This window comes from Streptomyces sp. NPDC046465, assembly GCF_040646035.1.
GTDB lineage: Bacteria > Actinomycetota > Actinomycetes > Streptomycetales > Streptomycetaceae > Streptomyces.
Genome location: NZ_JBEYZK010000001.1, coordinates 336,329 through 349,563, shown reverse-complemented (window position 1 = coordinate 349,563; position 13,235 = coordinate 336,329). Strand labels below are relative to the sequence as shown.

The following is a 13,235-nucleotide window of genomic DNA, read 5'->3' as shown; positions in this document are numbered from 1 at the left end:
CCTCAGACCTTTCGGGCGTGCAGCAGGAGGATCGATGCGGCGCCGGGCACGGCGCAGGCAAGGCGGTCCAGGGCGCGCAGCGGACGCGGTACGCCGTGGAAGGGCGCGCCGGAGAGCCGCACCACCTCGAAGCCCGCGGCCGTGACGAACTCCCGCAGGGCGCGCGCCGTGTACAGCCGCAGGTGCCCCACGACCTCCTTGCCGGGGCGGCCGTGGATGGCGCGCAGGCTCACCTCGGAGAAGACGGGCTGTACGCCGGCGAGGAGCAGCCCGCGGTTGTACCAGGCGGCGAGGTTGGGGGTGGAGAGCATGAGGTGCCCGCCCGGCGCGAGGACCCTGCTGAGCTCGTCGAGGGCGCTGTCCGGATCGACGAGGTGTTCGATGACCTCGCTGAACAGCACTGCGTCGGCGGCGCCGGACGCGAACGGCAGCCCGCCGTCGCTGAGTTCGCCCCGCACGACGTACGGCAGGCGGGCGTGCGCGCGCCGCAGGGCGTCCTGCGACCAGTCGACGCCGATGACGCGGTGGCCCGCGAGGAGCGGCGCCGCGGTCGCCGCTGCCGTGCCGTCGCCGCAGCCGATGTCGAGGACCGTGGCGGTACGGGATGTGGCGGGGCCCAGTGCGGCGGCGAGGATGCGGGCCTGGCGGAGGCTTCGGGCGTCTCCCGAGGCGACGGGGACGGCCGGGTCCTCGTAGAAGTCCCGGAGGCCCGCGGGGTGCTGGGGCTGGGTGGTCGCGGTGGTCACGTGGGCTCCCCGTGGGTCCGGTGGGGTTCGGTGTGTTCCGTCGCGTGGAGGTAGCGCTCGAAGAGGTCGCGCAGGTGTGCGCCGTCGCCGTGGCTGAGCAGCGTCTTCGACCAGCGCAGCGCCAGGTGCAGACGGCCCGCCGTCGACGCGGTGGTCACGGTGAGGCCGCGGGGCAGGCGGGCCGGTGCGGAGAACCACACGGCGTGCGCGCGGCCCGCGTCGCCGAAGTCGAGGGCGTACGGGACGCGGCCGATGTTGCTCAGGAGCGTGGTCGACGTCCAGGGCGCCGCCGCCCTGCGCAGGCCGCGGGTGACGGCGGCCCTGAGGGTGACGGGGAGCACCGGCGCGGTCAGGAGGGCTGCGCCGTGGCCCAGTTGGGGGCGGGGGAGTGCCTTGAGGGCGCGGGTGCGGTCGGAGGTGCGGCGCAGGAGGTCGTGGATGGCCTCCGGGGTCCAGTCCCGCATGGCCAACTCGGCCGCCTCGAAGGGGACTTCCACCAGCCGGGTGCCGTTTCCGATCGGCATGGTGGCGTCGCGCGGGCGGTCGTCGACGGGCATCGTGATGCGGAACGGGCGGGGGCGCGCGCCGTGTTCGTGGTTCCAGTGAGCGATCATCAGCGCGGTCGCGACCATGAGCTGGTCGTTCACGGTGAAGGGCGAGCCCTTGGGGCGGCGGGGCACCGGCAGCTCCGCCACGAGCATCCCGTTGCCCGGGGAGGGCTCCGGGGCGCCCCGGGCGACCCGTGCCGGGGGTGTCCAGCCGGAGGGTGCGTCGGGCGGCGGTTCGGGGGTGGCCCCGGGGGCTCCCGGGCTCGTGGGGGTACGGGTCGGGGGCGCCGCCGGGGAGTTGTCCCGGCCGCCGTAGAGCTCGGCGGCGGTGGCGAGGACACGGAGGCAGGCGGGGCCGTCAAGGGCGGTGTGGTTGATGGTGAGGAGGAGTACGGAGCCGGGGGCGGGTGCGGGTGTGCGCTCCTCCGGCTGTGGGGCGGGGCCGCCCCGGTATGTCCGTCCTCGCCATCCTTGCGACTCTGCCTCGGTTGTGGCCGACGGAGCTTGCGCCTCTGTGCTCCGGGCGGAAATACCGGTACGTCCCCTCGGCTCGGATGCGCGGCCGCCCGTGGGAGGGGGTTGTGCCACCACCTCAAGCCGGATGGGTGGGGAGGTGGAGAGGGGTGGCGCCTCGGCCAGGGCCCTTTCGCGGGCTCGTTTCAGGGCGTCCGGGCCGGGGGCGGGGAACGTCACCACCTCGGTGTCGGGGGTGTCGGTGAGTTCCCACTCGTAGCGGCGGCGGTACCACGGGCCCCGCGCCTCCCGCATCAGGATGCGGGGGTGGCGGCGCAGGGCCTCGGTGAAGGCTGCTGTGAGGCGGTCCGGGTCCGGGGTGCCCGGCAGGTGCACCTCGATGTGCACGGTCTCCGGCTCCTCCTCCTGGAGGCAGTGCCGGGAGACCTCGTCGACGACGGGGAACGGCACGCGGTCCCGCGGCCGTGCGGGGCCGCCCGGCCGTCGTGCGGGGTGTTCCAGTGCGGTCATCGCTGGGTGCCTTCTGCTGTCGTGGACGGTCGCCTGCGTCGCGGGAAGCGCACGGTTCTGGCGCCCGGCGGCGCGGGCTCCGGCTGGGCCGAGGCGGGGCCCCTGGCCGATACGGTCGGGCCCGCGTCGTGGTGGGGCGCATCGGGCGGGGTGTCCGGGTCGCGCTTGCGGCGGGGCAGGGGCGGCGTCGCGGGGTCGGGATCGGGACCGGGTGCGTACGGCGGTGGGCCGACCGGGCCGTACTCCAACGTATCCGCGGCGCGCGGCGGTGTCTCCCGTACCGACACCAGGGCCGCGAACAGCGCGATGAGAGCGAGGAGTTGGGCCGGACGGCCGAACGCTCCCTCGTCCGCCGTGACCGCTTCCCCCGCGCCCGTCGCCGCCGCGATGCCCGCGCCGGTCATCGCGAGGAACGCGAGCGGCACCAGGAGCGCGTGGCGCCATCGGGCGAGCAGCGCGAGGGCGGGGACAAGCAGGGCGAAGGGGCCCGCGACGACCGCGGCCACCAGCGTGAGCGCCACCGTGCCGAGGATCAGGCCGGGGGCGGGCGGCGCGGGGGAGGGGGCCTCGTGGTTCCGCTCGCGGCGCCACAGCACCGCCAGGGCGATCAGCGTGAGGACGCCGACACCGGCCAGGATCAGCCCGATCTCGTAGATCTGCGACGGCTCGTAGCTCAGTTTGACCGTGCCGCCCTCGCCCTGCGGCACGAGCCAGCCCTGCTGCCAGCCGTCGAGCCGGACCGAGGTCAGTTCCTTGCCGTTGAGCTCGGCCTTCCAGCCGTCGTTCTCGTTCTCGTACGTCGTGAGGTACGAGGCCGCGCCCGAACCGACCGTGAGCTCGCGGCGGTCGCCGAGCCAGTCCTTGACCTTCAGTTCGCGCGAGGTGGTGTCGGGCGCGGTCGGTGTGCCGAGGGTCAGCGACGCGTCCATGACGGCGAGCGGGCCCGCGTCGCCCGTCTCCACGCTGTGCGCCCCCGCGTCGAGCCGGACCTCGGGGTCCTTGTCGCCGCGTCGGCAGAGCGTGATGTCGACCGGGCGCCGGTCGGTGAGGTCCTGGACCTTGCCCTTGGCGCTCGTCTCGTACAGCTCGCCGTCGATCGACATCACCGGGCCCTGGCCGCAGGGCAGCGAGAAGCGCTCGTCGGCCGCGGGCTGCGGCGTCCGGTACTTGTCGAGCGCGGGGACGTACACCTCGGTGAGGCCGACGGGCAGTTGGAGGTCGCTGTCCGCGACCGGGTTGTGCACGGTCAGCGGCGCGGTCTCCGTGATGGTGATGTCCATCTGATCGGTGGTGATCGGAGTGAAGCGGGCCTGGCCGTTCTCGTCGACGCCCGCGGTCGCCGCGCCGTCCGGCGAGCTGATCTCGATCTTCACGGGGCGGGTGGACAGGCCGCCCGCTGCGGGCAGCACGATCTCGCCCACCGGCTGTTTGTCCGGCCATTTGAGGTGGATCACCGGGCGGTCGGTGGAGCCCGCGATCCAGGCCGTCGTCAGATCGCCGTCCGTGAGGTTGCGCGGCGACAGGCCGGTGCCGAGCTTCGCCGTGGCGTCCGCGGTGGCGATGATCTGCTGTTCCTGCTCGGGGGCGACCTTGTAGAGCAGTTCGTCCAGTTCGGCGCCCGGCACGGCCACCGCGCTCGCCTTGAACGTGTACGCGCCGTCGCCCGCCGTCGTGAAGCGGCGGTGCAGGCCCGCCTCGGAGTTCACCGGCGAGAGGGCGCTCGGGTCGCTGGAGCGGTGCATCGAGTACGTCTTCGCGCCGGCGTCGGTCGACTTCTCGGCGTCCGTGGGGAGTTGGAGGAGCTTGGTGACGCGCACGTCGGGGATGCTGATCTCCGCGAAGCCCGCGCCCGCCAGACCGGGGCTCGCCACCTGGGTGTCCAGGATCGTGATCTTGATCCACTTCGTGGCGCCCTCGCGGGCCTTGATCCGCTGCGCCATGCCGTTCGGCTGGAGATCGCTGGTGACGCTGCCCCGCTCCGTCTCCACACGCACCCGGGTCGGCGCGGACCGCACACCGTCCTGCGGCAGCGGCGTGACGCGGAAGGAGGCCGGGACCTGGACCGCGGAGCGGAACTCGGCCTTGATCCACTCGCCGTCCGCCGAATCGGCGTTGCCCTCGGCCCAGGCCGTGGCCGGGTTGCCGTCGAAGGCGTTCACCGGGTCGTACTGCGGCAGGTGGAAGAGCCAGTTGCCGTAGCTGGACGCCGAGACCGACTTGGCGCCGCGCAGCTCCGCCGTCGTCTGGTGCTCGATCCCCTTGGTCGGCAGGATCTGGTGCGGCTTCTTGCCCGCGTCCTGCTGCGCGTCGACCGCGTTCCGCTCGTCGCGCGTGTACGTGTACGAGGTGTTGGTGTTGACCAGGCCGAAGCGGGTGTCGGCGCGGCGCAGGCCGTCGCCGACCACCTGTAGCCCCGGCGCCCCGACGCCCGGATGGTTGTCGCCGGTCAGGACGGTCGGGCGATCCCGCATCGTCGGGTCGGCGGAGAGCGGGAGCAGGGACTCCGGGCCGCCGCTGACGACCGCCGTGTTGGCGACCGGCTTCAGGCCCGCCTGGCCGGGGCGCTCGGCGCCCTTGCCGGGGGCGTAGATCTCCACGGCGCGCTGGCGCGGGTAGAGCCCCTCGATCTGGAGCGGGGTGTCGTGGTGGATCGTCCCGTCGGTCTCGGTCGGGCCGAGGCCCGTCACCCGGCTGAAGCCCGACTCCTCCAGGGTGCGCTTCACCGTCGCGGACGGGACGTGGCCGACCTGGTCGGGGTCGAGGTCGTTGCGTACGACGACGTAGTAGAGACCGGCGCGCGTCAAGTAGTCGCGCAGGCCCGGCACTCGGCCGCCGGTCATCAGCGCCTGCTCGACCGCGTCCATCGCGCGGCGGTTGCCCGGCGTGCCGAACGGCACGTAGTCGCGCTGCGCCCAGCGCGAGTCGGCGAGCACGTCGAGGGGCTGGTCGATGGGGGAGCCCCAGGTGTAGATGCCGTGCGCGGTCGCCGGGACGACGAGCGCACGGGAGTCGGGGGAGTACTTCTCCAGCCAGTCGGCCGTCGCCTGCCAGTACGTCGGCAGCTTCTTGAACGAACCCGGCTGCAGGATCGAGCCGTTGAGATACGGCAACGCCAGGCCGGGCAGCACGAGGACCGCGGCGATCAGCGGCGCGTACCGCCTGCCGCGCACCGGCCGCGCACCGCGCGCCTGGGCCGCCACGCCCACCAGGTGCATCAGGCCGAAGGCGAGCGCGAGGGCCAGACCCGTCTGGAACTTGTAGATGTTGCGGAAGGGGACGAGGCCGCCGTTCAGCCAGGACTGGACGGTCCCGTGGAACGGCGCCCCGAATGCCCCGCCGTACCCGGCGAGCGTCACCAGGACGACGGAGAGGACGGTCAGGACCAGCCAGCGCCGCTCCGGCAGATCGCGCCGGGCCAGGCCCGCGAGACCGAGCGCCGCGCCGAGCGCCGAGCAGACGACGGCCACGACAGCGGTCGCCACCGTCCAGCCCGCGGGCAGCCAGGCCTCGCCGAAGTGCAGGTACGCGACCCAGTTGCCCGCGCCGCGCAGGGTCTCCGTCGCCGACATCGTGCCCGTCGTGGTGGCCGCGTTCTCCACGTACGGCAGGAAGTTCTCGCCGTGGATGCCGAGCATCAGCAGCGGCACCACCCACCAGGCGGTGGCCAGGACGACGCCCGGCACCCACCAGGTGATCAGCTTCCGCTTGCGCGGGCCGTTCGGCCTGGAGAGGAGATAGAGGCCCACGGGCAGCAGCGAGGCGAGCGTCGCCGCCGCGTTCACGCCGCCCATGAACGGGATGATCAGCGCCGAGCGGCACGCGGCGAGGCGCGCGCTGATCCGCTCGTCGGTCAGCGGCAGCAGCACCCACGGCAGCACCGCGCCGGGCAGCGCGGCCGCCGACGTCGAGCCGACCACGATGGTGAACGTCGGCCACAGCGCGAACACCAGCGCGCCAAGGAGACGGCTGTTACGGCTGCCGATGCCGAGGCGCTCGGCGAGCCGCATCGCCCCCCAGAACGCCGCCGTCACGATCAGCGAGAGCCAGAGCCGCTCGGCCAGCCACACCGGCAGGTGCACGAGTTTCGCCAGGCCGTAGAACGGCAGCATCGGGAAGGCGTAGCCGACGTACTGGTCCTGGATCCCGCCGAAGCCGCCCCGGTCGTGCCACAACTGGCCCAGGTCGGAGAGGAACTGCCAGGGGTCGACGGTGACACCGAGCTTGGTGTCGAACGTCATCCGCCCCGGCTGCACCGCGAGGAACGCCACGAACACCACGGCCCAGAACCCCAGCAACCAGCGCCGCGAGCGCGGCCCCCGCGAGGGTTCAGGGGCATCGGTCGTGGGTCTTACGGCCGCCGGGGGTGGGGCCTGGACCGTGGTCATGGACACCGCCTGAGGATGAGGAGGAGGTTCCAGGTCGCGACCTCGCGCACACCCGGCACTTTGGTGATCGCCCCGGCCAGGAACGGCCAGTAGCGGGAGCGCGCCGACACGACGTCCACGTCGGTGCGCTCCCGCACCTGGCGCAGGGTCGTTCCGACGTGGTGCGCGAAGAGGTTCTCGCCGAGCGTGTGCTTCGCGGCCCGCCCGGTGCGCCGCTCGTAGCGGGCGCGGGCCCGGCCCGCGCCCAGGTAGTGCCAGGGCGCCCACTCGTGGCCGCCCCACGGGGAGTACCAGTTGGTGAACGAGACGTAGATGAGCCCGCCGGTCCTGGTCACCCGGACCAGCTCGCTCAGGAACGTCTGCGGGTCGTCGACGTGCTCCAGGACGTTCGAGGAGAACGTGACGTCGGCGACGCCGTCCGCGAGGGGCAGCAGGTACCCGTCGGCCACCACCGCCCCCTCGGGCGGCTTGGCCCCCCACTCGGCCGGATCCGGCTCGAAGAGGAAGCACTGCGCGCCGCGCCGCCGGAACTCCTCGGTGAAGTAGCCGCCCCCGCCGCCGACATCGACGACGACCCGTCCCTCGACCGGGCCGTACGCCTCGACCTGGTCGGCGGCGTCACGGGCGAGGAGCGTGTAGCAGCGTTCGGGCTCCTGCTGCTCGCGCAGGAAGGCCCGGAACAGGGTGGCGGAACGGCGCAGCGACGGGTCCTTCACACAGACCCCTGGGGTATCGGGGGACCCGGGGCCGCCAGGTGCGCGGCGGCCGCCTCGGCCGCCACCGCCTGGAACTGCCGCACCGTGTTGCCCCAGCGGAACTGGGTGGCCCGCTCACCGGCGGCTTTGCCGAGCGACCTGCGGCGCTCGGCGCTGAGCGCCAGCGTGCACCAGGCGGCGGCGAAGGAACTCTCGCCCCGCGCGAGCAGGCCCGTCACACCGTCCTCGATGGAGTCGCGCACGCCGGGGACGTCGAAACCGATCGAGGGCGTCGAGCGCGTCGCCGCCTCCGTGATGACGAGCCCCCAGCCCTCCACGGCCGAGGGATGGAGCAGCATCCAGGCCTCGCAGAGCAGCCGGTGCTTCTCCGCCTCGGAGACGTGGCCCTTGAACTCGACGGCGGTACCGGCCAGTTGCTCCAGTCTGCGGCGCTCGGGGCCGTCGCCCACGATCACGAGCCGGCCGCCCGTGACGGGTCTGACGCGCTCCCACAGGCGCAGCAGCAGATCGATCCGCTTGTACTCGACGAGTCGGCCCATCGCCAGGAACAGCGGTTCGTCGGAGCGGGCGTGCAGCGGCCCCGGCTCCTCGACGCCGTTGTGCACGATCCGGATGCGCTCGCGCTCGACGCCGATGCCGCGCAGCGCCGTGGCGGTCGACGGCGAGACGGCCACCAGGAGGTTGCCGCGCTGCGCCCCCGAGAGGGCCCAGTGTTCCAGTCTGCGGCCGAGCCGGGCGGCAGGGGCGAGCGCGCCCTGGAAGCGCATTCCCCACAGGTCGGTGTGGACGTGGTTGACCAGGCAGAGGGTGGGCCCGCGGTGCCACAGCGGCGCCAGGTACGGCATGCCGTTGCAGACCTCGACGAGCAGGTCGCAGTCGCCGATCTGCCGGGCGAACGCGGCGCGCGCCCGCAGGTAGTGGCCCTTGTCGCTGCCCGCGGAGACCACGCGGTAGTCGCGGTAGGCGGCGGGTCCGCCGCACAGCAGGGTGACTTGGTGGCCCTGTTTGCTGAGTCCGTCGGCGAGCCGGTCGACGAGGAGTTCGGATCCGCCCGCGGCCGGGTTGCCGAGGTCGCGATGGGCGAGGAAGACGATCCGGCGCGGGTGTGGGGGAGGCGCCGGAAGGCGCTGCGCGCGCCGTGGGGTGGCCGCGCGCAGCGAGGGCGGTACGTGCTGGGGCATGCGTGCTCCAACTCGTCTCAGGGTGCGGAACTGTGGGGGGTCCGGTCGGGAAGAACGGTCCTACTGGGTTCTGCTGGATCCTGCGGGGTGGAGCGGGGTGGAGCGGGGCCGTGCGGGGCGGTGCTCGGTTCATGCGGGGGCTGTGCGCGGGTGGGGTGGTCAGTGTTCGCCGCCCCGTACCGCGCGGCTACTCACGGAAGTGACAATTTCCGGGCTTTCAACAGCTGACACCTCATCACATCGTGGTCGTCTGCAGGGAGGTCGGCGACGTCCCAGGATTCGGACTCCCCGGCTCCGCCGGTTTACCCGGCCTTCCGGGACCGTTTGCCCCGTCGCCACGACGCCCTCGCGCGAGGAGCACGGATCCGGCCACCGCGAGCACCCCGCCCAGCACCGCCGCCGCGACCGGAAGCGTCTCGCCGACCAGCTTCAACCGGCCGCTGTCGTCGTCGGCGAGCTTCACCTGCTCCTTCTGCGTGGCCGGCGTGAACGCGATCCGCTCGCTGTCGAGCAGCACCGTCGAGTCCTTGTCCGAGCCCGGCGCGCGCAGCGTCTTGCGGGGGCCGATGGCGGCGTAGATGATCCGCCCCGTGCGCTGGTCGGCGACGAGCTCGATGCCGTGGTTGGCGTAGTACTCGTCCGCGATCACCTGGCTCTTCCGCGGCTGCCCGACCATCCGCCCCGGCACCTGACGCGTGCCCGTCTTGGCGGCCTTCACGGTGGCCGTGAAGCGGTAACCCTCGTACCCCTGGATCTTCTTCGTGCCCCGGTAGGTCAGCGGCACCGTCGCGCCCAGCGTGTTGTCCCACCAGCGGTAGGACCGCTTCTCCACGTCGAAGGGGAACTTCAGGTACGCCTCGCCCTCGAAGTAGGGCTCCTCGCCGCAGCAGTGCACAGGCGCGTTCGTCTTCCGATCGGTGACCCAGCGTTCCAGCGTCCACTGGAGCGAGTCGTGCGGGTCCGCCGCGGGCAGCGACTTGTCCGGGTCCACGGACGTGGACACGTCCCAGACGGCCCGCCCGCTGTCCTCGCTGTCGTCGACGTCGCCGCGCACCTGCCGGGTGACGGTGAGGTTCTTGTCGTGCACGGTCTTGATCTTCTCGGTGTCGAAGTAACTCCCCTTGCCCTTGAAGACGGTGACGGTGTCGATGTCGACCGGCGTGCGTTTCGCGCGCGGCTCGACGTACCAGGCGAGCATCGGTGCCAGGACCAGAAGAAACGCGCCGAGCCCGAGAAGGATCAGCGACAGAGGAGAGGCGGTGCGGCGCATGAGGTCACTCCTGGGCTGAGGGCGGGAGAGTGTTACCGAGCCGTATGGGCCGGGAACCGTAAGCGCACCCTTGACGAAGTGTCAATGCATTGCAGAGACTGGGCACTTGCCGGGCGGGGCCGGTAAATGCTGTGTGACCACATGCTGTGTGACCAGGGCACTGCGGCCGAGCCGCTCGACCTGGCCGAGAGTCTGCGTGACCAGGGCTGTGTGACCCGGGTGGGGACGACCTCCGACAGAGAGGCTGACCCTCGCAATGCACCGATTGCTCGCCGCTTCACTGACCGTCGCCGCCGGCGCGCTCCTCGCTGTGGGCGCCGCGCTCGGCATCGTCGCGCTCCTCGACGCCACACCGGACCAGCCCAACACGCCACTGGTGCATTACGAGACACCGGCGCGGGGACAGTGACCGGCCGTGGCCGCGACCGACATCCAGCCCGCCGAGACCGCCGCCGCCCCCGTTCCCATGACCGCCGACGAGGACCCGGACCGCCCGGCGGCCCGCTCCGCCTGGCGTGACGTACCGCCGCGGCAGGTGCGGCAGTTCGCCGCGCTCGCCCTGGAGGAGGTCCCCGCGCTCGCCCAGGACATCCTGCGCGAGATCCGCGCGGAGTACCCCGGCCTCCCCGTCGTCCTCGACGACTCGGGCGAGCCGATGGCCCTGATCGGCATCCGCCGCGCCCTGGAGGGCTTCGTCAAGGAGATCGCGTCCCAGGAGGGGCGGCCGCGCTACCACCTGGAGGTCTTCCAGGAGTTCGGCCGCGGCGAGGGCCTGCACGGCCGCACCCTCGACTCGTTGCAGGCGATCTACCGCCTCGGGGTGCGCCTCGCCTGGCGGCGCCTCGCCGAGATCGGCCAGCAGATCGAGATCCCGCCCCCGGCCATGTACGAGCTCGCCGAGTCGGGCTTCGAGTACCTGGACGGCCTCGTCGACCAGTCCGTACGCGGATACGCGGAGGCGGCGGCGCGCGAGGCGGGTGAACGCCTGCGCCTGCAACGGAAGTTGATGGAGCTGCTGCTGGCGGAGCGGCGCTCGGACGCCGGAGCGACGACCGGAGCACCCGGGGCACCCGGGGCATTCCACGGCACCGGTTCCGGCACCTCATCCGGCACCTCGTCGGGCACCTCGTCGGGCACCGGACCCGCGTCCTTCGGCAACGGCCTCGGCGAACGCGCCGCCCGCGTCGGCTGGCAGCTGCCCGAACGCGTCGCCGTCGGCGTACTCCTGCGCCCCGCGCGCGAGGCCGTCGCGCCCGCGGTGGGACAGGGCGTCCTCCTCGACATGGAGGCCGAACAGCCGCGCATGGTGGTGCCCGACCCCGACGCGGCAGGCCGCCCCGAGCTCCTGCGCCGCGCCATGTCCGGCTGGTCGGGCGCCATCGGCCCGCCCGTGGCCCTGGTCGACGCGGCGAAGTCGCTGCGCTGGGCGGAGGCCGCCGTACGCCTGATGGAGCGCGGCCTGCTGCCCTCCGGTGAGGTCCTGCACTGCACGGAGCACACGGAGGCGCTGGTGCTCCTGCAGCCCGAAGAGCTCATCGAGGACCTGGCCCGCCGCTGTCTGGCCCCGCTCGACCACTGCGGCCCCGCCCACGGGCGCCGCCTCGCGGAGACCCTGCTCGCCTGGCTGGAAACCCGCGGCGGCGCCCCCGAGGTGGCGGCCCGCCTGGGCGTTCACCCGCAGACGGTGCGCTACCGCCTGCGCCAGATCAGGGAACTCTGGGGCGACGAGATCGACGACCCGGACCGCCGGTTCGAACTGGAACTGGTACTGCGGGCCCGCCGGTTGCGGGGACTCCTGGGCAGAGCCTGAGCGCCTGCCCCCGAACCCCGGTCGCGACCGGACCTTTCGATTCCGCACACAACTTTCACAGTGTCGACTTCCGCTGTCGCCGATGCGGCACTTAGCCTCCAGGCCTCATGGACTACTGCCACCCGTGCCGCAGGCACCTCAATGGCGCCCTCGCCTGCCCGGGGTGCGGAACCCCGGCCGAAGCGTGCCGGGAGTATGCGCAGTCGGTCGCCGCGCCGTCGCGGGGAGAAGCGGGCGCCGGTGACGACGGGTACGAGGAGTCGTCCCCGCGAGGCCGCGGCCGCCGCAGGGAGCGCGGGCGCAGGGCGCACCGGCGCAGGCGCCGCAAGATCCTCTTCGTCACGGCGGGCCTGGCACTGGCGGCGGGCGGCCTGAGCCTCGCCGAGCTGGGCACGGAGGGCGCGTCCGAGGACCCCGCGGCGTCGTCCGTGCCGGACGGCGACGCGACGGCGGATCCGTCCCCCACGGGGTCCGCGGGCCCGGACGCGGGTGCGGGTGCGGACGGCGGCACCGCGGTGGAGGACGCGTCGGCCACGTCGGCGGCACCGTCGGCGGAGGCGGCCCGCCGTGCGGCGGAGAGGAAGCGGCAGCGGGACGAGGGTGCGGACGAGGGCCGCGAGGGCGACAAGGCGCAGGGCGCCGACGAGGGCGACGACAGCGCCGACCCCCCACCCTCAAACGCCCCCGCACCCCCGGGCAACACCCCGGCCCCACCCCGCCCGACACCCCCACCCGCCACCACTCACCCCAAACCAACGACGCCCCCCGCCCCCACCCAAACCTGCGACCGCTTCCTGTGGTGGTGCACATAGCAGTCGCGCTCCACTTCCAGCCGCCGGGCGCCCCCGGACGGCCAGGGGCGCGGGGAACCGCGCGAGCGACCACGACGGCCCCGCACCCGAGATCACCACCCCCGCACCCCCCTCACCTCAGGGCGCCGAGCACTCCGGACGGCCCAGGGGCGCGGGGAACTGCGCGAGCGACCACAGCGGACCCGCACCCGAGATCACCACCCCCGCACCCCCTTCACCTCAGGGCGCCGAGCACTCCGGACGGCCCAGGGGCGCGGGGAACTGCGCGAGCGACCACAGCGGACCCGCACCCGAGCACACCCCGCCGCCCAGGTGAACCTCACACCTCGCCGAGCATCCTCCGCAGGAGCCCGCGCAGAGCGACCCGCTCGTCCCGCGACAACTCGGCCAACGGCTCCCGCGCGAAGTGAAGGGACTCCCGCAGGCCGCGGGCGACCTCGACACCGGCCTCCGTGGCCGCAGCCAGCTTCACCCGCCGATCCCCCGCGTCCGCCCGCCGCTCGACGAGCCCCCGCGCCTCGAGCCGGTCCACGATCCCCGTGATGTTCGACGGTTCGCACTTCAGCTTCTGCGCGATGCGGCGCATGGGCATAGGTTCGAGGGAGAGCAGTCCCAGTACGCGTGCCTGCGCCCCGGTCAGCGCGTGCCCGGCGGCAGCCTCCTCGTACTCCTCGTGGTAGCGGGCCACGACCGAGCCGATGAGCTCGACGACTTCGAGCGTCAGCGGGTCGGTGCGGGGAGAGCGGGCACGGGAGTCACTGGTGGCCATGCTCACCAGGCTAC

At 73.2% G+C, this 13,235-nt stretch carries 10 protein-coding genes; 3 read left to right on the top strand and 7 right to left on the bottom strand.

What is annotated here, in order from left to right; translation table 11 throughout:
• Positions 1–2: 2 nt before the first annotated feature.
• The 6 genes from ABZ953_RS01590 to ABZ953_RS01565 all read right to left on the bottom strand — a co-directional run bounded on the left by ABZ953_RS01590 (position 3) and on the right by ABZ953_RS01565 (position 9,830).
• Positions 3–746 (bottom strand): class I SAM-dependent methyltransferase, encoded by a 744-nt coding sequence (locus tag ABZ953_RS01590; RefSeq protein ID WP_361714881.1) that lies wholly within the window; start codon positions 744–746, stop codon positions 3–5.
• A complete protein-coding gene (locus ABZ953_RS01585) occupies positions 743–2,278 on the bottom strand; it encodes a condensation protein (protein ID WP_361714878.1) in 1,536 nt (511 codons plus the stop codon). The genes ABZ953_RS01590 and ABZ953_RS01585 overlap by 4 nt, the downstream gene beginning before the upstream one ends.
• Positions 2,275–6,663: a DUF3367 domain-containing protein gene (locus ABZ953_RS01580; protein WP_361715640.1), complete on the bottom strand. Its 4,389-nt coding sequence runs from the start codon at positions 6,661–6,663 to the stop codon at positions 2,275–2,277. The genes ABZ953_RS01585 and ABZ953_RS01580 overlap by 4 nt, the downstream gene beginning before the upstream one ends.
• A complete protein-coding gene (locus ABZ953_RS01575; RefSeq protein ID WP_361714875.1) occupies positions 6,660–7,379 on the bottom strand; it encodes a class I SAM-dependent methyltransferase in 720 nt (239 codons plus the stop codon). Before ABZ953_RS01575 ends, ABZ953_RS01580 begins: the two co-directional genes overlap by 4 nt.
• Entirely contained in the window at positions 7,376–8,560 is a 1,185-nt protein-coding gene (locus tag ABZ953_RS01570) for a glycosyltransferase family 4 protein (RefSeq protein WP_361714872.1), read from the bottom strand. Before ABZ953_RS01570 ends, ABZ953_RS01575 begins: the two co-directional genes overlap by 4 nt.
• A 235-nt stretch (positions 8,561–8,795) precedes the next feature.
• On the bottom strand, positions 8,796–9,830 hold the full coding sequence (locus ABZ953_RS01565) for a DUF3068 domain-containing protein (RefSeq protein WP_361714869.1): 1,035 nt from the start codon (positions 9,828–9,830) through the stop codon (positions 8,796–8,798).
• A 256-nt stretch (positions 9,831–10,086) separates the two neighbouring features.
• Here ABZ953_RS01565 and ABZ953_RS01560 point away from each other — a divergent pair, with 256 nt between their 5' ends.
• The 3 genes from ABZ953_RS01560 (at position 10,087) to ABZ953_RS01550 (ending at position 12,452) form a co-directional block, all read left to right on the top strand.
• A complete protein-coding gene (locus ABZ953_RS01560; protein ID WP_361714866.1) occupies positions 10,087–10,239 on the top strand; it encodes a hypothetical protein in 153 nt (50 codons plus the stop codon).
• A gap of 57 nt (positions 10,240–10,296) precedes the next feature.
• Positions 10,297–11,640: a helix-turn-helix domain-containing protein gene (locus ABZ953_RS01555; RefSeq protein WP_361715637.1), complete on the top strand. Its 1,344-nt coding sequence runs from the start codon at positions 10,297–10,299 to the stop codon at positions 11,638–11,640.
• Positions 11,641–11,747: 107 nt separating this feature from the next.
• The gene (locus tag ABZ953_RS01550) at positions 11,748–12,452 is read left to right on the top strand and encodes a hypothetical protein (RefSeq protein WP_361714863.1); all 705 of its coding nucleotides are present in this window, start codon (positions 11,748–11,750) and stop codon (positions 12,450–12,452) included.
• A gap of 319 nt (positions 12,453–12,771) precedes the next feature.
• On the opposite strand, the gene ABZ953_RS01545 is transcribed toward ABZ953_RS01550, so the two are convergent.
• Entirely contained in the window at positions 12,772–13,221 is a 450-nt protein-coding gene (locus tag ABZ953_RS01545; protein ID WP_361714861.1) for a MarR family transcriptional regulator, read from the bottom strand.
• Positions 13,222–13,235 lie beyond the last annotated feature (14 nt).

Bases quoted from the DNA above. Each gene is read 5' to 3' on its own strand.
- ABZ953_RS01585 (WP_361714878.1), bottom strand. From the start codon at position 2,278: ATGACCGCACTGGAACACCCCGCACGACGGCCGGGCGGCCCCGCACGG.
- ABZ953_RS01580 (WP_361715640.1), bottom strand. From the start codon at position 6,663: ATGACCACGGTCCAGGCCCCACCCCCGGCGGCCGTAAGACCCACGACC.
- ABZ953_RS01570 (WP_361714872.1), bottom strand. From the start codon at position 8,560: ATGCCCCAGCACGTACCGCCCTCGCTGCGCGCGGCCACCCCACGGCGC.
- ABZ953_RS01565 (WP_361714869.1), bottom strand. From the start codon at position 9,830: ATGCGCCGCACCGCCTCTCCTCTGTCGCTGATCCTTCTCGGGCTCGGC.
- ABZ953_RS01560 (WP_361714866.1), top strand. From the start codon at position 10,087: ATGCACCGATTGCTCGCCGCTTCACTGACCGTCGCCGCCGGCGCGCTC.
- ABZ953_RS01555 (WP_361715637.1), top strand. From the start codon at position 10,297: ATGACCGCCGACGAGGACCCGGACCGCCCGGCGGCCCGCTCCGCCTGG.
- ABZ953_RS01550 (WP_361714863.1), top strand. From the start codon at position 11,748: ATGGACTACTGCCACCCGTGCCGCAGGCACCTCAATGGCGCCCTCGCC.
- ABZ953_RS01545 (WP_361714861.1), bottom strand. From the start codon at position 13,221: ATGGCCACCAGTGACTCCCGTGCCCGCTCTCCCCGCACCGACCCGCTG.